Origin of the sequence: Curtobacterium sp. PhB190 (genome assembly GCF_004365385.1) — a bacterium.
Lineage (GTDB): Bacteria > Actinomycetota > Actinomycetes > Actinomycetales > Microbacteriaceae > Curtobacterium.
Genome location: NZ_SODN01000008.1, coordinates 129,140 through 151,436, shown reverse-complemented (window position 1 = coordinate 151,436; position 22,297 = coordinate 129,140). Strand labels below are relative to the sequence as shown.

At 70.5% G+C, this 22,297-nt stretch carries 23 protein-coding genes; 8 read left to right on the top strand and 15 right to left on the bottom strand.

Going from position 1 to position 22,297, the window contains the following annotated elements; all coding sequences use genetic code 11:
• Positions 1–50: 50 nt before the first annotated feature.
• Complete coding sequence (locus tag EDF47_RS14680; RefSeq protein ID WP_131881275.1) at positions 51–476, bottom strand: DUF3151 domain-containing protein; 426 nt, start codon at positions 474–476, stop codon at positions 51–53.
• 273 nt (positions 477–749) lie between these two features.
• Between EDF47_RS14680 and EDF47_RS14675 the strand changes: the two genes are divergently transcribed.
• Complete coding sequence (locus EDF47_RS14675; RefSeq protein WP_131881277.1) at positions 750–2,321, top strand: ABC-F family ATP-binding cassette domain-containing protein; 1,572 nt, start codon at positions 750–752, stop codon at positions 2,319–2,321.
• Between the two features lie 7 nt (positions 2,322–2,328).
• Here the strand turns inward: EDF47_RS14675 and EDF47_RS14670 are convergent, their stop codons facing one another.
• From EDF47_RS14670 to EDF47_RS14625, 11 genes are all read right to left on the bottom strand, one after another.
• Positions 2,329–3,024 (bottom strand): SDR family oxidoreductase, encoded by a 696-nt coding sequence (locus EDF47_RS14670; protein ID WP_131881279.1) that lies wholly within the window; start codon positions 3,022–3,024, stop codon positions 2,329–2,331.
• Positions 3,025–3,034: 10 nt separating this feature from the next.
• Entirely contained in the window at positions 3,035–3,538 is a 504-nt protein-coding gene (locus tag EDF47_RS14665) for a VTT domain-containing protein (RefSeq protein WP_131881282.1), read from the bottom strand.
• Positions 3,539–3,580: 42 nt separating this feature from the next.
• Complete coding sequence (locus EDF47_RS14660) at positions 3,581–4,612, bottom strand: YihY/virulence factor BrkB family protein (RefSeq protein WP_131881284.1); 1,032 nt, start codon at positions 4,610–4,612, stop codon at positions 3,581–3,583.
• A 4-nt stretch (positions 4,613–4,616) separates the two neighbouring features.
• Positions 4,617–5,132: a hypothetical protein gene (locus EDF47_RS14655; protein ID WP_131881286.1), complete on the bottom strand. Its 516-nt coding sequence runs from the start codon at positions 5,130–5,132 to the stop codon at positions 4,617–4,619.
• Between the two features lie 157 nt (positions 5,133–5,289).
• Entirely contained in the window at positions 5,290–6,333 is a 1,044-nt protein-coding gene (locus EDF47_RS14650; protein ID WP_131881288.1) for a Gfo/Idh/MocA family oxidoreductase, read from the bottom strand.
• Between the two features lie 257 nt (positions 6,334–6,590).
• A complete protein-coding gene (locus EDF47_RS14645; protein ID WP_131881290.1) occupies positions 6,591–7,532 on the bottom strand; it encodes a prenyltransferase in 942 nt (313 codons plus the stop codon).
• Complete coding sequence (locus EDF47_RS14640; RefSeq protein WP_166673240.1) at positions 7,529–7,927, bottom strand: lycopene cyclase domain-containing protein; 399 nt, start codon at positions 7,925–7,927, stop codon at positions 7,529–7,531. Before EDF47_RS14640 ends, EDF47_RS14645 begins: the two co-directional genes overlap by 4 nt.
• Positions 7,924–8,256, bottom strand: coding sequence for a lycopene cyclase domain-containing protein (locus EDF47_RS14635; RefSeq protein ID WP_133937499.1), 333 nt, complete (start codon positions 8,254–8,256; stop codon positions 7,924–7,926). Before EDF47_RS14635 ends, EDF47_RS14640 begins: the two co-directional genes overlap by 4 nt.
• Positions 8,256–9,896 (bottom strand): phytoene desaturase family protein, encoded by a 1,641-nt coding sequence (gene crtI / locus EDF47_RS19910; RefSeq protein WP_243834065.1) that lies wholly within the window; start codon positions 9,894–9,896, stop codon positions 8,256–8,258. Before crtI ends, EDF47_RS14635 begins: the two co-directional genes overlap by 1 nt.
• Complete coding sequence (locus EDF47_RS19905; RefSeq protein WP_243834064.1) at positions 9,893–10,831, bottom strand: squalene/phytoene synthase family protein; 939 nt, start codon at positions 10,829–10,831, stop codon at positions 9,893–9,895. Before EDF47_RS19905 ends, crtI begins: the two co-directional genes overlap by 4 nt.
• Entirely contained in the window at positions 10,828–11,886 is a 1,059-nt protein-coding gene (locus EDF47_RS14625; RefSeq protein WP_111085415.1) for a polyprenyl synthetase family protein, read from the bottom strand. Before EDF47_RS14625 ends, EDF47_RS19905 begins: the two co-directional genes overlap by 4 nt.
• Before the next feature lie 21 nt (positions 11,887–11,907).
• On the opposite strand from EDF47_RS14625, the gene idi reads away from it, so the two are divergent.
• From idi to EDF47_RS14595, 6 genes are all read left to right on the top strand, one after another.
• Positions 11,908–12,450, top strand: a complete 543-nt coding sequence (gene idi / locus EDF47_RS14620) for an isopentenyl-diphosphate Delta-isomerase (RefSeq protein WP_111085474.1) — start codon at positions 11,908–11,910, stop codon at positions 12,448–12,450.
• Between the two features lie 347 nt (positions 12,451–12,797).
• The gene (locus EDF47_RS14615; RefSeq protein WP_133937501.1) at positions 12,798–13,862 is read left to right on the top strand and encodes a magnesium and cobalt transport protein CorA; all 1,065 of its coding nucleotides are present in this window, start codon (positions 12,798–12,800) and stop codon (positions 13,860–13,862) included.
• A gap of 161 nt (positions 13,863–14,023) precedes the next feature.
• Complete coding sequence (locus tag EDF47_RS14610) at positions 14,024–15,043, top strand: LacI family DNA-binding transcriptional regulator (protein ID WP_123293492.1); 1,020 nt, start codon at positions 14,024–14,026, stop codon at positions 15,041–15,043.
• A gap of 367 nt (positions 15,044–15,410) precedes the next feature.
• Entirely contained in the window at positions 15,411–16,934 is a 1,524-nt protein-coding gene (gene mmsA, locus EDF47_RS14605; RefSeq protein WP_133937572.1) for a multiple monosaccharide ABC transporter ATP-binding protein, read from the top strand.
• Entirely contained in the window at positions 16,931–18,223 is a 1,293-nt protein-coding gene (mmsB, locus tag EDF47_RS14600; protein ID WP_131881296.1) for a multiple monosaccharide ABC transporter permease, read from the top strand. The genes mmsA and mmsB overlap by 4 nt, the downstream gene beginning before the upstream one ends.
• 52 nt (positions 18,224–18,275) lie before the next feature.
• A complete protein-coding gene (locus tag EDF47_RS14595) occupies positions 18,276–19,379 on the top strand; it encodes a sugar-binding protein (protein ID WP_123937388.1) in 1,104 nt (367 codons plus the stop codon).
• A 163-nt stretch (positions 19,380–19,542) separates the two neighbouring features.
• On the opposite strand, the gene EDF47_RS14590 is transcribed toward EDF47_RS14595, so the two are convergent.
• The 3 genes from EDF47_RS14590 to dcd form a co-directional block, all read right to left on the bottom strand.
• Entirely contained in the window at positions 19,543–19,890 is a 348-nt protein-coding gene (locus EDF47_RS14590) for a HepT-like ribonuclease domain-containing protein (RefSeq protein WP_131844748.1), read from the bottom strand.
• On the bottom strand, positions 19,887–20,402 hold the full coding sequence (locus EDF47_RS14585; protein ID WP_165932432.1) for a helix-turn-helix domain-containing protein: 516 nt from the start codon (positions 20,400–20,402) through the stop codon (positions 19,887–19,889). The genes EDF47_RS14590 and EDF47_RS14585 overlap by 4 nt, the downstream gene beginning before the upstream one ends.
• Positions 20,403–20,523: 121 nt before the next feature.
• Positions 20,524–21,111, bottom strand: a complete 588-nt coding sequence (gene dcd / locus EDF47_RS14580; protein ID WP_123339996.1) for a dCTP deaminase — start codon at positions 21,109–21,111, stop codon at positions 20,524–20,526.
• Positions 21,112–21,200: 89 nt separating this feature from the next.
• Between dcd and EDF47_RS14575 the strand changes: the two genes are divergently transcribed.
• The gene (locus tag EDF47_RS14575; RefSeq protein WP_165932433.1) at positions 21,201–22,295 is read left to right on the top strand and encodes a GNAT family N-acetyltransferase; all 1,095 of its coding nucleotides are present in this window, start codon (positions 21,201–21,203) and stop codon (positions 22,293–22,295) included.
• Positions 22,296–22,297: the final 2 nt, after the last annotated feature.

The window sequence follows — 22,297 nt, the reverse complement described above, 5'->3', positions numbered from 1 at the left end:
CCTGGTTTCGTCGTTTCGCGCCGCACGCCGCGCGCCGCGACCGCGCCGCGCTACGCGTCGGCGGACAGGGCGCGCAGTGCCTCGGGGTCGCTCGCGTTCAGGAAGTCGGTCAGGCGCTCGGGCTCGCCGGGCTCGTCGATCGCCTCGGCCGCACGGCGCAGCGCGAACAGCGCACGGAGCACGCCCCGGTTCGGCTCGTGCGCCCACGGCACCGGACCGGCACCGCGCCACCCGGCCTTGCGCAGGGCGTCGAGCCCGCGGTGGTACCCGACGCGGGCGTAGGCGTACGACTCGAGCGCCGCGCCACGCTCCCAGGCCTCGTCGGCGAGCAGGGCCCACGCCAGGCTCGACGACGGGTGCGACACCACCACGCTGGCGACGGGAGCGTCGGCGGCGAGCGCCGCGGTCACCTCGGGTTCGGCGGGCAGCAGGGTCTCAGGGTTCGTCGACGGGTTCGGCAACAGGTTCTCCGGCATGCCCCCAGCCTGTCATCCCTTGCGCGTCCCCGTGGCCGGGATTACCGTGGGAGACACCTCGTCGTCATCACGAGGCCCCCGGGGCGGGAGACCGACCGGCGGCACGGATGGCGGACACGGGGGTCCCCGACGGAAGAAGACGGATTGCTGTCGATCACCGGTTCTGCTCAGCCCACGCGCTGACACCGTGATCGCGCGCCCCCGTCGGGCGCTCCACCGCACAGCGGTGGGTTCGGTGTCGTGCGCCCAGCATCGACACCGGGAGGCATCCCCATGCCCAGCAGTCCATCCGTCGTCCTGCACGACGTCACCTTCGCCTGGCCCGACGGCACCGTCGCCCTCGACCACCTCACCGCCGCCTTCGGGCGTGGCCGGACCGGCCTGGTCGGGAGGAACGGGGCCGGCAAGTCCACGCTGGTCCGGCTCGCGACCGGCCGGCTCCACCCCACGTCGGGCACCATCTCGACGTCCGGCCCCGTCGACCACCTGCCGCAGCGCCTCGCAACGGGGACCGACGACGCCGTCGCCGACCTGCTCGGCATCCGGTCGACGCTCACCGCGCTCCGGGCCGTCCTGTCCGGTGACGCGTCGCCCGAGCACTTCGAGGCGGTCGGCGACGACTGGGACCTCGAGGAACGGGCCGCCGCCGCGATCGCGAGCGTCGGACTCGACGGCGCCGACCTGGAACGCCCGGTGTCGACGCTGTCGGGCGGGCAGTCCGTGCTCGTCGCCGTCGCCGGGGTGCGGTTGCGCGGTCGTCCGATCGCGTTCCTCGACGAGCCGACGAACAACCTGGACCGTCGGGCACGAGGGCTCCTGCTCGACCTGGTCGACGACTGGCGTGGCACCCTCGTGGTGGTCAGTCACGACCGGGAGCTCCTCGAGCACGTCGACGAGACGTGCGAGCTCCGCGCCGGTGCGATGACCGTGTTCGGCGGGACGTTCAGTGCGTTCGAGGAGCACGTGGCCGTGCAGCAGGCGGCCGTCGAACGGGAGGTCCGGGTCGCCGAACAGCGACACCGCACCGAGAAGCGGCAGCGCATCGAGGCCGAGACGAAGCTCGCCCGGCGTGCCAAGGCCGGTGAGAAGGCGGGCCGATCGATGCCGAAGATCCTGGCGAACGAGCAGCGGAAGAAGGCGCAGGAGACCGCCGGCCGACTGCGCGTCGGGTACGCGGACGACGAGGCCGCCGCACTCGCCACCAAGCGCGAAGCCGAACTCCGGCTGCGCGACGACGAGTCCATCCACGTGACCCTGCCCGACCCGGACGTCCCGGCGTCACGACAGATCGCGACCGTCACGGTTCGCGGGCGGGACGTCATCGTGCAGGGGCCGGAGCGGATCGCCGTCACCGGGGACAACGGCGTCGGCAAGTCCACCCTGCTCGAACAGCTCGTCGGTTCGCCGGAGGCGCGGGAGCACCCGCTCCCCGACACCGGAGCCGTCGCCCACGTCGAGCGGATCGCGTACCTGCCGCAGCGGAAGGACACCCTCGACGACACCGCCACGGTGCTCGACAACGTGCGACGGGACGCCCCGCACGTCGCCGTCGCCGAGGTCCGGAACCGCCTCGCGAAGTTCCTGGTGCGCGGCGACACCGTCGACCGGCTCGCCGGGGCGCTGTCCGGCGGGGAGCGGTTCCGGGTGGCGTTGGCGAGCCTGGTGCTGGCCGACCCGCCGCCGCAGTTGCTGGTGCTCGACGAGCCGACGAACGACCTCGACCTGACGAGTGTCGACCAGCTCGTCGACGCGTTGCGGGCCTACCGCGGCGCGCTCGTCGTGGTCAGCCACGACGAGACGTTCCTCGACCGGCTCGAGCTCGACGCGCGCATCGAGCTGTCGTAGCCCGCTGTCAGCGCCGTCGGGTCGGTCGGATCGCGAGCGACTCGACGGTGCCGCGCTCCGGCAGGTCGACGACCGTCCGGACAGCGGCGGCCACGTCCTCCGGCGCCAGGTAGTAGGCGGTGTCGTAGTCCTCGCCGAGCTTCTCGGTCAGCGCCCGCTGCATGTCCGAGTCCGTCCGGCCCGGGTGCACGCTCGAGACCCGGACGCCGTTCGCCCGCTCTTCTTCGCGCAGGGCGTCGGCGAAGGCCCGCAGTGCGAACTTCGACGCCGCGTACACACCACCGCCGGGGCCGGAGTGGAAGCCCGAGCCGCTGTTGATCGGCACGACGATGCCCCGAACCGCTCGGAGTGCCGGCAGCGCCACCCGGGTGAGCTCGGCGACCGCGAACAGGTTCGTGGCGAAGACCTGCTCCCACACGGCACGCGGGGTGTCGGCGATGGTCGTGCCCTGCTCGACACCGGCGGAGTGCACGAGCACGTCGAGCCGGTCGGGCAGCGGCGGCAGGTCCCCCGCGCCGAGGTCACCGACGAACGGCACGGCGCTCGGCAGCTCGGCGACGAGGGCGTCCACTGCCTCGGCGTTCCGCCCGCCGACGAACACGTGGTGGGTGCGACCGAGGTCGGTCGCGATCGCGCGGCCGATGCCGCGGGTGGCACCGGTCACCAGGGCGACCGGACGGTTCTGGAGCTGTTCTGTCGTCACGTGGGCCAGCCTACGGAAGCCGGGCCGGGCCTCCCGTCCGGTTCCGTGATCTGTGGAGAACCGTCACCGCGACGACCATCGCGACCACCAGGACGGCCACCAGGACGGCCACCGCCGCGATGCCCCACGGCGAGCCGGCCAGCGCGGCGACGACCGCCCAGAACACCGCGAGCCCGACGGTGGCGTAGAGGAAGGCCCACGCGACGCACCCCGGCACCATCGCGGTCGTGTACCGCCACCACGCCACGCGGGCGAGCCCGGCGGCCGCGTTCATCACCGTCTGCAGCCCGACCACCACGAAGCTCACCGTCACCACCGGCAGGCCCCAGCGCTCGAGGAGCACTGAGCCGCGGCGGACCGCCGGCGAGTGCAACCAGCGACCCCAGCGGGAGCGCGAGGCACCCGTCACTGCGAGACGCGCGACCCAGTACGTGGCCTGCGCACGGCAGAACACGATCACGAAGAGCGCGAGGACGAGCTGCCAGAACGGCAGCCCGTCGAGGAAGGCGGGCACGGTCGCACCGTAGCGCCTCCGTCCGGAGGAACGCCTCGGGTGTCAGTCGCCGTCGGCGCCCTGCCGGATCCTGATCCCCTCGAGGACGTCCTGCGCCCGCTTCTCGTCCTGCTTCTCGATCTGGCGGGTGTCGCGCTCGGGGAGCTGGATGTCCTCCTCCGCCCGGATGCCCGCCTGCAGCTGCCGGCCGCGCTCGAGCTCGGCGTCGAACTCGGCACCGAAGAGCAGCGCGTTGTTCGTGATCCAGATCCACAGCAGGAACACGATGACCCCACCGAGGGAGCCGTAGGTGGCGTTGTAGTTCGAGAAGTTCCCGACGTAGAAGCCGAAGCCGACGCTCGCGATGATCCAGATGAGGAGCGCCAGGATCGACCCGCCGCTGACCCAGGTGAACTTCGGCTGCTTGACGTTCGGCGACCAGTAGTAGAGCACCGCGACCACGACGATCGCGATGATCAGCAGGATCGGCCACTGCACGATGAGGAGCACCGTCGCAGCGACGTCCCCGAGGCCGATGACGTCACCGAAGCTCCGGGCGAGCGGACCGGAGACGAGCGTCAGCAGTCCGAGGACGAGCAGGATGACGGTCGCGAGCGTCACGCCGAGCATCGTCGGGCGGAGCTTCCAGATCGGACGCCCCTCGCGGACGTTGTAGATCCGGTTCATCGCCCGGCCGAAGGCGCCGACGTACCCGGAGGCCGACCAGAGCGCACCGACGACACCGACGATGAACGTGATGGGAGCGGCGGGCGAGCGGACGAGGCCCTCGAGCGGCTCCTTGATCAGGCTCACGACCTGGTCGGACCCGATGTTGCCGATGATCTGCAGCAAGGTCTTGATCGTGTTGTCGGCCTGCCCGACCAAGCCCAGGAGCGACACGACGGCCAGCAGTCCGGGGAAGAGCGCGAGGACCGTGTAGTACGTCAGGCCCGCTGCGAGGTCGGTGCACTGGTCGCTCGAGAACTCGCGCAGCGTCTTCTTCAGCGTGTAGACGAGCGTCGGCTTCCTGAGGTCGGTGGGGTTGTCCGGCTTCCGGGAGTCGTCCGGATCCGGCTTCTGCTGCTCCTGCGCCATCGGACTACCCCCGCGCCTTCAGGGCCTGCTTCGACCGCTTCACGGCGGCCTTGCGGTTCTTGTCCGCCCGTCGCTGCACCGCGGCGATGCCGGTCTGCTGCTTCACGCGGGCCTTGTGCGCCGGGTCACGGTCCAGCGCCTGCTCGGCCGCCTTCGCCCGGGCCTTGCGCCCCTTGCGGCCGGACTGCGCCTGCTCCTTCGCCGAGGGGCCGTCGCCGCGCCCGCCGAAGGGCAGCAGCGCGGTGAACGCCGAACTCGCCGGTGGCGTCGCCAGGTGGCCGGCGGGACGGTTGCGGATCGCGATGCCGGTGATGATCGCCGCGATCCCGGTGAGTCCGGTGATGCCCATCGCCACGAGCGGGGTCGGGTCACGGTGCCAGCGCTGTCGGGTCTTCGCGACTGCGAGCCGTGCCCGCGCCGGGAGGTTCGCACGGCGCTTGAGCTCGGTGACGGTGTCGGTCATGCGCTCACGCGTGCGGACGTTCGCGAGTTCGAGCTCGGGGAGACTGTCCTTGGCCATTCCCCAGTTTCTACACGGCCGGGCCGGGGGCGCGCCCAGATGGCCGCGGCGCGGCCACCCGGGCGGCGTCGCGCCCGCGGCAGTGGGCGTGCCCCCAGGGCGGACGGGAGGCCCGTGGCGGGCCCGCCACGGGCCTCCCGTCCGTCGGTCACGGCGTTCAGGACGGGACGACGACGTCCTCGGGTTGGCCGCTGGCAGCCGAACGACCAGCTGCCTCCATGAGTGCGAGGCTGCGCAGGTTGTCGCGGCCGCTCGTCGCCGGCGCCGGACCGCCCTCGACCGAACGGGCGAAGGCCTGCAGCCCGCCCTGGCGGTCGGTGTGCTCGAGCACGGGCAACTCGACGGGCTCGGCCTCGTCGTCCTGGGTGCGGCGGAGGGTGACCACGTCGCCGTCGACCGCGTTCGGCGCGCCGTCGCGGCTGGTGAACCAGAGTTCGCCGTCCTCGCCCTGGATGCTCCACTCGCCGGCCCACGCCGTGCGGGGGCCGCGGCTCAGCCAGCTGCCGCGGTAGCTGACGACCAGCCCACCATCGAGCTCGATGATCATCGAGGCGATGGCTTCGTCCTGGTACTTGCTGTACGACGGGAAGGTCGCCTTGGCGAAGACCCGGACGGCCTCTTGTCCGGTGACCATCCGGAGCAGGTCGAAGTGGTGGATGGCCATGTCGTTGATCATGGCGTGCGGGAACTTGTAGTGCGGGTGTTCCTCGAACGCCAGGTCGTTGTCCCACTGCCGGAAGTCGACGTTGATCGCGGAGAGCTCGCCCACGGTGTTCGCAGCGAGCAGGTCCTGCACGGCGCGCGGTGCCGGGTACCAGCGGTAGTTCTGGCTGACCTGCAGCACGAGGCCGAGCTCCTCGGCACGGCGCACGGCGGTGACGGCCTCGTCCGTGGTGTTGGCGAACGGCTTCTCGACCAGGACGTGCTTGCCGGCGTCCAGGGCCTCGAGCGCGAGCGGCACGTGGGTGACGGCGGGGGCGGTGATGACGACGGCGTCGGCCTCGACCCCGGCGAGCGCCTCGGTGAGGGACGCGAACGCGGCGGACGCGGGCAGCCCGAGGTCCTGCTGCACGGCGGTCAGCGTCGCCGGCACCGGGTCGACGATCCCGACCACCTCCACTTCGGAGACCTCTGGGATGGCGGTGCGGGCCCAGTTGCCGCCCCACCCTCCGAGACCGACGTGGATGATCCGGACCGTCATGCGTGCACTCCTTCGTGGCTGCGGCGTCACGACTCCCGTGACGCGTCCGTCCAGTCTGTCAGTGCTGCGCGCGCCGGGCGCTGTCAGTGCTGCGGGCGGCGGGCGGCGGGCGCCGAGGTTCGGGCGCCGAGGTTGCACGACATGCCGCGTGCGCGGCGCCGAGGTTCCACGGATCGCGCCGGGCGACGTCGAGATGCCGAGATTTCGGAACCTCGACGGGACGCCGACGGAGCCCGACCGCGACCGACGCCGGGCGCTCAGTGCGTGAAGGCGTAGGCGATGAGCGCCATCGTCACGATGAACCCCGCCAGGTAGTTGATCCAGAGGAACCGCTTCCACCCCGCGTTCGCGGCCTCGGCCCCCTGGTCCGTGATGTTCCACCAGGGCAACACGTTGAGCGCGTACGGGATCACGACGACGGCGGCGATCGGCCCGGGGAACGCCGAGAAGAGCAGCGCGACGCCGGCGACCAGGTACGCGACGAACGCGAGGCGCACGGTCGCCCGCGCACCGATGACGGTCGCGACGGAGCCGATGCCGCCGGCCCGGTCGGCGAGGACGTCCTGCACGGCACCGAACGCGTGCGAGGCCACGCCCCACAGGAAGAACGCGACGCAGACGGCGACGAGCTCACCGGTCCAGTGCGGTCCGGCGAGCGCGAGACCGTAGATCGCGGGCGAGACGAAGTGCGTCGACGAGGTCAGGGAGTCGAGGAACGGCTTCTCCTTGAACCGCAGCCCCGGCGCCGAGTACGCGATGACCGCGAACACGCTGATCGCCAGGACGAGCCACGACCACGGCCCGTTCCCGCTCACCGCCCCGAGCACGACGAGCGCGACCAGGAACGGCACGTTCGTGACGACGACGGCCCAGAGGGTGGTGCGGTGGACGCTCTTGTCGAGCAGGGCACCCTCGACGCCGCCCTTGCGCGGGTTGCGCAGGTCGGACTCGTAGTCGAAGACGTCGTTGATGCCGTACATCGCCAGGTTGTAGGGCACCAGGAAGTACACGACGCCGACCAGGAACGCGACGAGCGAGAACCCACCGCCGCCGCTGCTGTCGTCAACGCTGACGCCGACCCCGCTGCCGAGCAGGTACGCGGCACCGAACGGGTAGGCGGTGTTCACCCAGCTGATCGGGCGCGACGAGACGAACAGTGCTCGCAGCGTCGACGGCCTGGAGGCGGTGTTGGCGTTCACTTCGTGTCCTCCGGTGGTGCGGTGGTCGGGTCGGGCGCGGGGCGCGGGCCCGTCCGGTCGAACACGACCCACAGGCTCGGCAGCAACACGATCGCCGCCATCGCGTACGCGAGGTCCTCGACCGGGATCGCCCCGATCTTCGCCCCGCTGATGAGCGAGGGGTCGTAGGCGACGATGCGCAGGGTCACGATGACGTTGTCGAACACGATCGTCATCACGAGCAGCGCGATCCCGGCGACGAGCGACGTGACCAGTGCGACCCGACGCCCGGGCCCCGGTGCGCGTCCCGCCGCTCGTGCACGGCGCGCGGCCAGGATGCCGGCGACGACCGCCACCACCGCCACCACGGCGAAGAACGGCAGGGCCAGGAGCGCGTACGCGCCGGAGCCGGTCACGGGCGCCGCCGTCCGAGCGACCGCTGCACGACGGGCCGGACGAAGCCGACCAGGTCCATCGTCGAGTAGCAGAGCAGCAGCAGGAAGAAGAGCTCCTCGAGCGGGACCTCGGGGGCGAGCAGCACGCCGGTCAGCAGGTTCTGCGGGCCGATGAAGAAGATGCCGTACGCGACCCCGGCGACGTCCCACACCATGAAGAAGGCGACGCCGACGACCATCACCGCAGCCGCACGCCACGGTGCTCGCCAGAAGAACAGCCGGAAGCGGGCGTCGAGCACGGTCATGCCGATCAGCGACACGACCAGGCCGGTGAGGTACAGCCCCGGCATCAGGCGGTGCCGGCCTGGTTCCGCGGGGTGCCGAGCGGCGTCGGCAGCGGTTCGGTGCTCGTGTCGCCGTGGATCCGCTTGAGCAGGACCTCGGCGCTGATCAGGCACATCGGCAGACCGATGCCCGGGATCGTGGACGCCCCGGCGTAGTACAGACCCTCGACCTTGGCCGACGCGTTCTTCTCGCGGAAGAACGCACTCTGCTTGAGCGTGTGCGCGGGACCGAGCATCGACCCGTTCCACGCGTTGAGGTCGTCGGCGAAGTCGCGCGGGCCGATCGTCCGGCGGACCCGGATGCGGTCCCGCAGGTCGGGGACGCCCGAACGCTCGGCGACGACGTCGATGGCGCGGTCGGCGATCTGCTCGACCTCGTAGTCGCCGGCACCGTCGATCCCGCCCTTGCCGATGGACAGGTCGGCGGGCAGCGGCACCAGGATGAACAGGTTGCTCGAGCCGCGGGGGGCGACGGAGGGGTCGGTCTCCGACGGCGCGCAGACGTAGATCGACGCGGGGTCGGGGACGTGCCGGTCCTTGCCGAAGATCGCGCCGAAGTTCGCCTTCCAGTCCTCGGTGAACACCAGGGTGTGGTGCAGCAGGCCGGGCGTCGGTCCGTCGATGCCGAGGTAGACGAGCACGGCGCTCGGCCCGGGGTCGCGGGTCTTCCAGTGCTCGGCGCCGTGGGTGCGGTGCTCGCGGTCGAGCAGCTGCATCTCGGTGTGCTGCAGGTCGGCGGCGCTCACGACCAGATCGGCCGAGGCGGTGTGCTGCACGCCGTCGCGGTCGCGGTGCACGACCCCGGTGGCGACGCCGTCCTCGACGACGATCCGTTCGACCTTCGCACCGGCGATGATCTTCGCGCCCTCGGCACGGGCAACCCGCTCGACCGCGGCGATCACCTCGATGATGCCGCCCTTCGGGTAGAGCACCCCGTCGGCGAGGTCGAGGTGGCTCATCAGGTGGTACATGCTCGGTGCGGCGTACGGGCTCGTGCCCAGGAAGACGGCCGGGTAGCCCAGGATCTGCCAGAGCCGCCGGTCCTTGACCGCCGAGGCGGCGCGGGACGACAGCGGCTGCAGCAGGAGCCGGGCGAGCTTCGGCAGGCGACGGAGCACGTCGGGGGCGGCGAGCTTCGTGAGGTCCTGGAACGTCGTGTACAGGAACCGGCGGATCGCCATCGCGTAGGTGTCCTCGGCCGAGGCGAGGTACTTCCGGATCCGCTTGCCGGCTCCGGGCTCGACGGACTCGAACAGCGCGATGTTCGCCTCGGCGTCGGCGCGCAGGTCGATCGGCTCGTCGTTGCCCTCGCTGTAGACGCGGTACCCGGGGTCGAGCTTCACGAGGTCGAGTTCGGCGTCGGCCGAGGTGCCGAGCAGCTGGAAGAAGTGGTCGAACACCTCGGGCATGAGGTACCACGACGGCCCGGTGTCGAACCGGAAGCCGTCGCGCTCCCACGAACCGGCACGGCCGCCGAGCTGCGACCGCTGCTCGAGCACGGTCACGGCGAAGCCGTCCCGCGCGAGCAGCGCCGCGGACGCCAGTCCGCTGATGCCGCCGCCGATCACGACGGCGCGTCGGGCGGGCACCTTGCGCCGGGTGGTGGCGGCGACGGCCGTCGGACGGGAGGCGCGGGGCGGGGTCATGACGTGCCTCCTGGCCGACGTGTGGCCACCTTCGACCGCACGGGTGCGCGTCCGGCGAGCACCTGTGCGGCCAGGCGTGCCTTCACCGGGTTCGGGACGCGCACGCGCGTCGTCACCAGGCGCGTCGCCGGCGTGCGGGCGATGCGGTCGTTGAGTTCCTGGAACAGGGCGTGCGCGAGCCCGACGGCGTTCCGGGCGTCGGCCGGCAGCAGCCGGATCGTCCGGGCCGCGTGGTCGAGGTCAGCCTGCACGTCGGCGACCAGGCGCTGCTTCGTGGCCTCGTCGAACGAGCGGATGTCGACCCCCGGGAAGTACGAGCGGCCGAGCACCTCGAAGTCGGCGTGCAGGTCGCGCAGGAAGTTCACCTTCTGGAACGCGGCGCCGAGCGCCCGGGCTCCCGCGACGAGCTCAGCCTGGTCGAAGGTCGGGCGGCCGGCGCGGTACACGAACGCACGCAGGCACATCAGCCCCACGACCTCGGCCGAGCCGTACACGTACGCAGCGAACGAGGGGTCGTCGTGCTCGGTGCGCTCCAGGTCCATCCGCATCGACGCGAAGAACGGCTTGGTGAGCTCCGCGCCGAAGCCCGTGACCCGTGCACTCCGGGCGAACGCGTGCACGACGGGGTTCACCGAGAAACCGAGGGCGATCGCGCGCTCGGTGTCGGCCTCGAGCTCGTCGAGGACCGTCCGTGCCAGGTCGGGGTCGAGCCCCGCCTCGGTCGCGGGACCGTCGACGACCTCGTCGGCGACGCGCACCAGCGCGTACACGTTGCGGATGTGCTCGCGGGTGTCCTTGGCGAGCAACCGGCTCGCCAGGCCGAACGACGTCGAGTAGCGGTCGATGACGACGCTCGACGCTGCCTCGGCCGTGGCGTCGTACAGGGGGAGCCGACCGGACGGCGCACTGCCGGTCCGGGTGGTGTCGGTCGTCACCGGGCGCGCTCCACGAGTTCGGTCACGAGGCCCTCCAGGCGGTCGGCGAGGTCGTACGGCAGTCCGGAGAGCTCGGCACGGGCGAGTGCGACGTGGTCGGCGATCCGGGACTCGGCTGCGGCACGGGCGCCGCAGGTGACCAGGGTCGCACGGAGTTCGGCCGCGCGTTCCTCGGTCAGGTCCGGGTCACCCAGGTAGGGAGCGATGTCCGGCCAGCAGTCGGTCGTGGCCGCGTACGCGATGAGCATGGTCCGCTTGCCCTCGCGCAGGTCCCCCAGCACGCTCTTGCCGGTGGTCGTCTCGTCGCCGAACACCCCGAGCAGGTCGTCGACGATCTGGTAGGCGATGCCGATCTCGCGGCCGAAGGCGCCGAGCGCGGTGACGACGGTCTCGGGCGCGCCGGCGAGCACGGCTCCGGACTGCAGCGGTGCCTCGAACGAGTACACGCTCGTCTTCGCCCGTTCCATCGCCAGGACCTCGTCCACCGTCGGCATCACGCCGAGGGCCAGGTCGACGTCGGTCATCTCACCGGCGGCGCTGGCGAACACGGCTTCGTCGAGCAGTTCGAGCAGACGCCCACGACGCTCGCCCGTCACGCCGGAGGACTCGATGAACCGCGGTGCGCCGGAGAGCGCGAGGTCGCCCGCGATCACGGCGGCGCTCATCCCGCGGTGCTCGGCGGTCGGCAGCGGCAGCCCACCGGTGGTGCCGGCGTCGCGGTAGGAGCCCGCGACGTTCGGCTGGCCGCGGCGGGCCCAGTCGCGGTCGATGACGTCGTCGTGCACCACCAGCGCGGTGTGCAGGAGTTCGTAGGCCGCGGCGACGTGCGCAGCAGCGTGCACGTCGTCCCCGCCGAGGCCGAGGTACGCGGTCAGGACCATGCGCGGTCGGAAGCGCTTGCCGCCCAGGCTCGCCTTGCGGAGCACCCGCCAGAGTTCCTCGGACGGACGGCCGTAGCGCGCGGCACGAGCCGAGGACACGACGAAGAAGCGCTCGAGACAGTCGTCGACGAGCGCGAGGTCGATGTGCGCCACGGTGGCCGCTTCCTCGCTCATTGGCCTAACCTATCGGTGCAGATGAGCGCTTTCCCGGAAACCGTGGTCCTGCTGGCCGACGACCGTACCCCGATCGGCACAGCGGACAAGTTCACGGTGCACACAGACCACACGCCCCTCCACCTGGCCTTCTCGTGCCACGTCCGCAACACCGACGGGGACGTCCTGGTGACCCGTCGCGCCCTGTCGAAGAAGACGTGGCCCGGTGTCTGGACGAACACGTTCTGCGGGCACCCCGGCCCCGACGAGTCGTTCGAGGACGCCATCGCCCGCCGGGCATCGCGCGAACTCGGCATCACGGTGCGCGACGTCGAGCTCGTGCTGCCGGACTTCCGGTACCGCGCGGTCGACGCCTCGGGGATCGTCGAGAACGAGGTCTGCCCGGTGTTCCGCGCCGTCACCGACGACCTGCCCGCCCCCGCGGACGACGAGGTCGCCGAGTACGCCTGGGTCTCCGAGGACTCGCTGCGGGCCGCCGTCGCCGGTGCGCCGTTCGGCTGGAGCCCCTGGCTGGGCTGGCAGCTGACCGAGCTCGAGGCCGCGGGCCTGCACATCACGCGCTGACCCGGCGCGGCCGCCTGGGCCGAGACTCGGGCTCAGCGACACTCCTCGTGCCCGCGAGCACGAGAACCGTCGCCCAGGCCGAGTCTCGGTCGAGCGCGGCCGAGCGCTTGGCTCCCTCGTGCGTCCGGAGTATGGTCGGACGTCGGCCACAGTTGTGGCCACGAGGCTGCGCACCGCGGCCGCACGACCAGGAGAAGGGCAGGTGAGGCGCGATGTCGGGTGACCATCCTCGCGCGGGCCGGCAGCCCCTCCCCCTCGCCGCCGCGCCCGTGTCCTAGATCTCCTCCGCCCGCTGCGGTCCGCCGCGGCATCGCGCCTGCCTGCTCCCGACCACGAGGAGCACGCGCATGGCAATGATCGACAACGCGATCTACGTCGAAGGACGTCGCATCGAGTCTCCGTCGACCCTGTCGCTCGGGGCACGCCACGAGGTCGCACGGTGCGACCTGGCGTGGATCGGGCTGCTCCGTCCGGACCCGCACGAGCTCGACGCCGTCGCGACCGAGTTCGACCTGCACGAGAACGCGGTGGAGGACGCCCGCAAGGGGCACCAGCGCGCGAAGCTCGAGCGGTACGGCGACACGCTCTTCCTGGTGCTCCGCCCGGCCTGGTTCGACCGCGACGAGGGCACGGTCGAGTTCGGCGAGGTGCACCTGTTCGTCGGCGACCGGTTCGTGGTGAGCGTCCGGCACGCCGAGCGCCCCGACCTCGCTGCGCTCCGCGCCCAGGTCGAGGCCGACCCCGAGTTCCTGGCGCTGGGCTCCGAGGCCGTGACCGCCGCGGTGCTGGACGAGGTCGTGGACGGCTACGCCCCGGTGGTCGAGGTGCTGCAGGACGGCATCGACGCCATCGAGGACCTGCTCTTCGCCGGGCAGGTCGACCCCGGTGTCTCGAAGCGCATCTACCAGCTGCTCAGCGAAGTGCTGTCCTTCCAGCGAGCCACGAAGCCGGTGCCCGCGATGGTGAAGGGCCTGCTGCGCGGCGCCGACAAGTACGGCGTCGACGACGAGGTGCAGCACCGGCTGCGCAACGTGCTCGACCACGCCCTGCGCGTGACGGAGCGGGTGGACTCGTTCCGGTCCCTGCTCGAGAACGCCCTGACACTGCACGCGACCCTGGTGTCGCAGGAGCAGAACGAGGCGATGCGGCGGATGACCAGTGCGAGCCTGGCGCAGGGCGAGGAGAGCCGGCAGCTCGCCCGCGCCGCGCACCGTCAGGGCGAGGAGGTCAAGAAGATCTCGTCGTGGGCGGCGATCCTGTTCGCCCCCGGTCTGATCGCCGGTGTCTACGGGATGAACTTCGACCACATGCCCGAGCTGCACTGGCGGTACGGCTACCCGGTCGCGATCCTTGGCATGCTCGCCCTGATGGGTGTGTTGTGGGCGATCTTCCGCAAGCGCAACTGGCTCTGACGCACCGCGAGGGTGCAGCGAGGCTGCGGCCCGGCACGCCGCCGGGCCGCAGCCTCGAGGACGTTCAGGTGGCGTCGATCCGCCGGACGTGCATAATGATCTGGCCCGGAATGTGAACGTGCACATCGACGTGCCACGGCCCCGGGCGGAAACGAGCAGCAATGGCGTCATCGCGGGCACAGCAACCGCGTTCGCCCAGCATCCGTGACGTCGCACGGATCGCGGGCGTCTCCCACCAGACCGTGTCGCGGGTGCTGAACAACTCCGACGCCATCCGCGACGCCACACGCGACAAGGTGCTGGCGGCGATGGAGCAGCTGCAGTACCGGCCGAACCGTGCGGCGCGGGCCCTCGTCACGAGCAGGACCCACACGATCGGCGTCCTGACAGCCCGGCGCGCCCACTACGGCCCGGCGGTCGCACTGCAGGCGATCGAGGACGCGGCGATGCTGCGCGGGTACTCGGTGACGACGGCGAACATCGCCGAGGCGACCGACACCGCCGTGCGCGAGGGGCTCGGGCACCTGCTCGACCTGGACGTCGAGGGCATCGTCGTCATCGCACCCCAGCAGCGGGTGTTCGACCTGATCGAGGAACTCGGCATCCGCACGCCGTACGTGACGATGCGGGCCAGTGTCGGCGAGGACCCGACGGCCCTGTGGGTCGACCAGATGGAGGGCGCGCGGCTCGCTACCGAGCACCTGCTCGACCTGGGTCACGAGTACATCCGGCACATCGCCGGCCCGCAGGACTGGATCGAGGCCGACGCCCGCATGCAGGGCTTCCTGCGCGCCATGTCGGACCGCGACATGTCCGTCGTCCCGCCGATCCTGGGCGACTGGACGGCGGACTTCGGTTACCACGCCGGCCGCGAACTCCTGCGGTGGCGGGACTGCACGGCGGTGTTCTGCTCGAACGACCAGATGGCCCTGGGCGTCATGCACGCAGCGCGCTCCTACGGGCTCGACGTGCCGGGCGACCTGTCGGTGGTCGGCTACGACGACATCCCCGAGGCGAAGCACTTCTGGCCGCCCCTCACCACGGTGCAGGTCGACTTCGCCGAGCTCGGCCGCCGCTGCGTCGACCTGCTCCTGCCCGGCGACGACGAGCTCCTCCGCCCGATCGACATCGTCCCGCAGCTCGTCGTGCGCGCGTCCACGGGGGCCCCGCGCGGTCGTTGACGCGCCCACGGTCGATCCGCAGGACGCGGGGCGGACCGGCACCGTGCCTCCCGTCCGGGGGACGTTCATGCGGGATCACGCAGGCCGTTACGAAAACGCGACCAATCCGAATTGACAGCCGCACAGGGGCTGTGCGTAAATTACCTCCGTCCAGCCGATGTGACCGTTCACATGAGCGTCACACCAGCGGGGCACCGGACGCGACAACGAAGTCCACGCAGGCCACCTGCGCCCTTTCGCTGCCGCAGCAGAACCACCCGAACAACTGCCGCATCGCAGCGGCAGAAGGAGATGCACTGTGGCGTCAACCCCGATCGACACCGGCCTCGAGACCCGGTCGATCACCGCACCCGAGACCATCCTCGAGATGCGCTCGATCACCAAGGAGTTCCCTGGTGTCAAGGCGCTGTCCGAGGTCTCCCTCAACGTCCGCGCTGGCGAGATCCACGCGATCTGCGGCGAGAACGGTGCCGGCAAGTCGACCCTGATGAAGGTCCTGTCGGGCGTCTACCCCTACGGCACCTACGACGGCGAGATCGTCTACGAGGGCAAAGAGGTCCGCTTCAAGGACATCAAGCAGTCCGAGCAGGCCGGCATCGTGATCATCCACCAGGAACTCGCGCTGATCCCGGAGCTCTCGATCACCGAGAACCTGTTCCTCGGCAACGAGCCCGGCAAGTTCGGCGTGATCGACTGGACGAGCGCCCAGCTCCGTGCGCAGGACCTGCTCGCCCGCGTCGGCCTGGCCGACGACCCGGACACCCAGATCAAGAACATCGGTGTCGGCAAGCAGCAGCTGGTCGAGATCGCGAAGGCCCTGCACAAGGACGTCAAGCTCCTCATCCTCGACGAGCCGACCGCGGCCCTGAACGAGAACGACTCGCAGCACCTGCTCGACCTGATCGTCGGGCTGAAGGCCAAGGGCATCTCGAGCATCATCATCAGCCACAAGCTCAACGAGATCGAGCAGATCGCCGACGAGATCACGATCATCCGTGACGGCAAGACCATCGAGACGCTGAACGTCAAGGGCGACGGCGTCAACGAGGACCGCATCATCCGCGGCATGGTCGGCCGGTCGCTCGAGAGCCGGTTCCCGGACCGCACCCCGAAGATCGGCGAGACCTTCTTCGAGGTCCGCGACTGGACCGTGCAGCACCCGCTCGACGCCAGCCGCCTGGTCTGCAAGGGCTCGAACTTCCACGTCAAGCGTGGCGAGATCGTCGGCTTCGCGGGCCTGATGGGCGCTGGCCGCACCGAGCTCGCGATGAGCCTGTTCGGTCGCTCCTACGGCACCTGGCTCGGCGGCGAGATCATCAAGGACGGCCACGAGATCAAGGTCACGAACGTCCAGCAGGCGATCCAGAACGGCATGGGCTACGTCTCCGAGGACCGCAAGGCCCTCGGCCTCAACCTGCTCGACACCGTCAAGCGGTCCACCGTCTCCGCCGATCTGCAGAAGATCTCGAAGGGCGGCGTCGTCGACTCCATCGAGGAGTACGACGTCGCCGAGAAGTACCGGAAGATGCTCCGCACCAAGGTGCCGAGCGTCGAGGAGAACGTCGGGAAGCTCTCCGGCGGGAACCAGCAGAAGGTCGTCCTGTCCAAGTGGATGTTCACCGACCCGGACATCCTGATCCTCGACGAACCGACCCGCGGCATCGACGTGGGCGCGAAGTTCGAGATCTACGGCATCATCCAGCAGCTCGCAGCACAGGGGAAGGGCATCATCCTGATCTCCTCCGAGCTCCCCGAACTCCTCGGCCTCTCCGATCGCATCTACACGATCTTCGAGGGCCAGATCACGGCCGACGTCCCCGCGGACCAGGCCGATCCAGAAACGCTCATGCGCAGCATGACCTCCGCGCGGAAGGGCGCTCCCGTCTCATGAACAACCTGAAACTGCTCTTCGGCAAGGGCAACTCGATCGGCCAGTACGGCATGATCATCGCCCTCGTCGCGATCGTCATCTTCTTCTGGTTCATGACGGACGGGCTCATCCTCGAGCCCACCAACGTCATCAACCTGTTCCTGCAGTACTCCTACATCCTCATCCTCGCGCTGGGGATGGTCATGGTGATCATCGCGGGCCACATCGACCTGTCCGTCGGATCGGTGGCGGCGTTCGTCGGCATCATCGTCGCCCAGTCGATGTCGGTCTGGCACTTCCCGGTCTGGCTGGCGATCGTGCTCGGCCTGGTCGTCGGTGCGCTCGTCGGTGCCTGGCAGGGCTTCTGGGTGGCGTTCGTGAAGGTCCCGGCCTTCATCGTGACCCTGGCCGGCCAGCTCATCTTCCGCGGTGCGAACCAGATCATCGGTGCGTCCACCTCGGTCCCGACGCCGGACCCCTACAACACCATCGGCTCCGGCTTCCTCGGTGACTTCGGCCCCGACTTCGGGTTCTCGAACGGCACGCTGCTGATCGGCGCCGTGACCATCGCCGTCCTGATCATCGTCGAGGTCCGCGGTCGTGCCCGTCGCCGCAAGATGCAGGCCGAGGTCCCGCCGCTGTGGGTCTCCGTCGTCCGCACCGGCATCCTGGTCGCCGTCACCCTCGTCGCCACGTACCTGTTCGGCGCCGGCCCGGTCGGCACGTCGATCCCGATCGTCGCGATCATCCTCGGTGTCCTGACCATCGTCTACGGCTTCATCACGAAGAACACCATCTTCGGTCGCCAGGTCTACGCGGTCGGTGGCAACTCCAGCGCCGCCGTCCTGTCCGGCGTCAGCGCCCGCAAGGTGAACTTCTTCGTCATGGCGAACATGTCGGTCCTCGCCGCGATCGCCGGCATGGTGTTCGTCGGGTACTCGAACGCCTCGGGTCCCGCGGACGGCACCGGCTGGGAGCTCGACGCGATCGCCGCCGTGTTCGTCGGTGGTGCAGCGGTCGCCGGTGGCATCGGCACCATCTCCGGCTCCATCATCGGTGGCCTCGTGATGGCGCTGCTGTCGAACGGTCTGCAGCTGATGGGCATCGAGTCCAACAAGGTCCAGATCATCCGTGGTCTCGTGCTCCTCATCGCCGTCGCCTTCGACGTCTACTCGAAGTCGCAGGGCCGCCCATCGCTCATCGGCGGCATGATGCGGCAGTTCCAGCGCAAGGACGCAGCCGAGGTCCCCGCGGCCCAGCAGCAGCCGCGCTCGATCGAGGACCAGCCCGACAAGATCACCCTCCCCTAGTCCAACCCTTCCCCTCACAGCACCACCACCTCAACGAAGAGAAAGCACTCTCATGCGCAAGAAGCTCATCGCCGGCATCGGTCTGGCACTCGTCGCGGGCCTGGCCCTCAGCGGTTGCTCGGCTCGTGGCACCTCCGACTCGGGCGACGGCTCCGGCTCGTCCATCAAGAAGGGCGACCTCATCGGCGTCGCCCTGCCGGCCAAGACCTCGCAGAACTGGGTGCTCGCGGGCGCCGCGTTCAAGAAGTCGATCGAGGACGCCGGCTTCAAGGCCGACATCCAGTACGCCAACGCCGGCAACCCGGTCCCCGACCAGCAGTCGCAGATCTCGGGCATGGTCACCAAGGGCGCGAAGGCGATCATCATCGGTGCTGCCGACGGTTCGCAGCTCGGCTCGCAGGTCAAGGCCGCCAAGGCCCAGGGCACGACCGTCATCGCCTGGGACCGCAACATCCTGAACACGAAGAACGTCGACTACTACGTCGCGTTCAACAACTTCAAGGTCGGCCAGCTGCAGGCCCAGGCGCTGCTCAAGGGCCTCGAGGAGAAGAAGGGCGACGGACCGTACAACGTCGAGCTCTTCGCCGGTTCGCCGGACGACGCCAACGCCACCGTGTTCTTCAACGGTGCGATGGACGTCCTGCAGCCGAAGATCGACGACGGCACGCTCAAGGTCGTCTCGGGTCAGACCACGTTCGCCAAGGTGAACACGCAGGGCTGGCTCGCGCAGAAGGCCCAGTCGCGCATGACCGACCTGCTGGCCCAGTACTACACGGGTGACACCAAGCTCGACGGCGTCCTGTCGCCGAACGACACCCTCGCCCGTGCGATCCTCACCGCGACCAAGGCCGCCGGCAAGGACAACCCCGTCGTGACCGGGCAGGACTCGGAGACCGCTTCGATCCCGCTCATCATGAAGGGCACGCAGTACTCGACGATCTACAAGAACACCACGGAAGAGGCCCAGGCGGCCATCGACCTGGTGTCCGACCTCGCCGACGGCAAGACCCCGAAGACGACCAAGGACAAGAACAACGACAACGGTTCGAAGGTCGTCCCGGCCGTCGAGCTGACGCCGATCCTGGTCACGAAGGACAACGCGGTCGAGGCCTACAAGGGCAACGACACCCTCGAGGAGCTCGCCAAGAAGGGCTGATCTCCCCCGCTCACACGGACGGCCCCGTCTCGCTTCGGCGAGACGGGGCCGTCCTGCGTCGTCGTGGGGCCGGCCACGGTCGGACGGGAGGCCCGGGGCAGGTCGTGATCCGTGCCTCCCGTCCGCCGTGCACGCACGTCCGGTGCCCGCGCGACCCGCCGGGTCAGGGCCGGGTCGCGCGCAACCGCCGCGCCGCGTCGGCCAGGTGCGGTACGTCGGTGCGGGCCGTGCCGAACACCACCGCGCGGGTGGTGTCGAAGTAGCGCCGGGTCAGCCGGTCGCCGAGGTCGGACACCCGCGACCACGGGATGTCCGGCTCGCTCGCGGTGACGGTGCTCGGCAGGACACGGACCGCCTCGCCGATCTCGACCAACCGCATCCGGACGGCGTCGTGCACCAGGTCCTCGGGCAGCCGCTCGTCGCCGACGTACCGGCCGATGGCCTCGCACGCGCCGATGACGTCGTCGAGTCGATCGCCGACCAGCCGGGGCGTCACCGGTTCCTGGCTCACAGCGGCACCGCGCGTCGGACGACCTCTGGGCTCATGCCGGCCGCGTCCACGACGTCGACGCGCACGCCGAGCAGTCGCTCGGCGCCGTCCTGGATGCGCATGAGCGCGAAGATGCCGAGCCCGGCGTCGACGTCGATCATCAGGTCGACGTCGCTGCCCGGGCCGTCGTCCCCACGGGCGACGCTGCCGAACAACCGGGGGTTCCGGCCACCGAACCGCTCGACGACGGCGATCAGGTCCTGCCGCGCGGCGGCGACGCGTTCACGCAGCGGCGGTGGGTCCTCGACCGGGAGCAGGTCGATCGACGTGGTGAAGCCCGCGGCCCGGAGCATGCGCTGGAGTGCGGCGAGCGAGGGTTCGCGTCGGCCGTTCTCGTACGTGCTGATGACGCTCTGCGTGACGCCGGCGCGGCGGGCGAGCTGCACCTGCGTCAGTTCGGCGCGGTCACGGGCGTCACGGATGAGCGCGGCCGCCGACACCGTCGGCATCGGACGTGGAGGGACTGCGGACATGCTGCAACGATACACAGCATGCGACATTTCGTCCGCTGGATGACGCGCGGTGTCGACCCGGAACGACGTCATCGATGTCGCACGACGTCGATGACGTCGCTCCGGGTCGGACGGACCGCGGTCAGGGGCGCGCTGAGACGTCCGCGCGGTGGAAGTTCTGCGCCGAGCGGGACGGGGTCGGCCCGCGCTGGCCCTGGTACCGCGACTGGTACTCGGCCGAGCCGTACGGCTTCTCGGCAGGGCTGGACAGCTGGAAGAAGCACAGCTGCCCGATCTTCATGCCGGGCCAGAGCTTGATCGGCAGCGTCGCGACGTTCGACAGCTCGAGCGTCACGTGGCCGGAGAACCCGGGGTCGATGAAGCCCGCGGTCGAGTGGGTCAGGAGCCCGAGGCGTCCGAGCGAGCTCTTGCCCTCGAGCCGCGCGGCGATGTCGTCGGGCAACGTGACGACCTCGTAGGTCGAGCCGAGCACGAACTCGCCGGGGTGCAGCACGAAGGCCTCGTCCGGGTCGGTCTCGACCAGCCGGGTCAGGTCGGGCTGGTCGACCGCCGGGTCGATGTGCGGGTACTTGTGGTTGTCGAACAGCCGGAAGAACTTGTCGAGTCGGACGTCGATGCTCGACGGCTGGACGAGCGAGGCGTCGTGGGGGTCGAGACCGATCCGGCCCTCGGCGAGCTGGGCGGTGATGTCGCGATCGGAGAGCAGCACGCCGTGCAGCCTAGCGGCAGCGGACCCTCGCCGATATGCTGCGAGGCTGTCCGGAGCCGGGCGGCGTCGCACCGCCGGGAGGAACCGACATGACCGCGTACACCGTCCACGAACTCGTGGTCCCCGCCACGATGGACGACGACCCGGGGACCGTGCGGGCGTTCCGCGAGTGGGTCGACGTGCAGAACCGCGCCGAGGTGTCGATCACCGGACTGCCGGAACTGCTCTGGACGCCCGAGGAACAGCTGCCGTACCTGATCGACCCCGACGCGCCCAGCCGACTGTTCCTGGTCCGTGACGACGAGGGGGCCGCGGTGGGGGCCGGCTCGTACGAATCGAAGGCGGTCGCGGACGCCCCGAACTGCTGGATGGCGGTCAGCGTGGCGCCCGAGCACCGGCGCCGTGGCATCGGCACGCTCCTGGCCGAGCACGTCGAAGCGGTCGCGAGGCAGCAGGGCCGCACGCAGTGGAAGACGTACGCCGTGTCACGGCAGGTCGGCCCCGCAGCGGGCCCCGGGTGCCTCCGTGCACCGACCGGGTTCGGCGTCGTGCCCGAGGACGAACCCGGAGCCCGGTTCCTGACGAGCCGGGGGTGGCGGTTCGGGCAGGTGAACCGGATCAGCCGTCTGGAGCTCCCGGCCGACCCCGATGCGCTCTCCGGCGTCCGCGCGGCGGCGACGCGGGCGGCGGCCGACCGGTACCGCGTGCACACCTGGGCCGGACCGACTCCGTCCCGGTGGCAGACGGACGTCGCACTCCTCCTGAGCCGGATGAGCACCGATGCCCCGGCCGGCGACATGGCCGAGCCCGAGGACGCCTGGACGATCGACCGGCTCCGGACGCACGAGCAGCACCTCGACGACGGCCCGCGCACCATGCGCACCGTCGCCGTGGAGGACGTGTCGTCCGGCGGACTCGTCGGCTTCACCCAGCTCGCCGTCCCTGGGCCCGTGGCCCAGCCCGTGATGCAGGGCGACACCCTCGTGCTGCGCGAGCACCGGGGGCACCGGCTCGGGTGGCTGCTCAAGGTCGTCGGGATCGAGACGATCGAGCGCGACCACCCGGGGCACCCCTCGATCATCACGTTCAACGCCGAGGAGAACCGCCCGATGCTCGACGTGAACGAGGCCGTCGGGTTCGTGGGCGTCGGCAGCGAGGGGATCTGGGAACACCGCCCGGCGTAGGG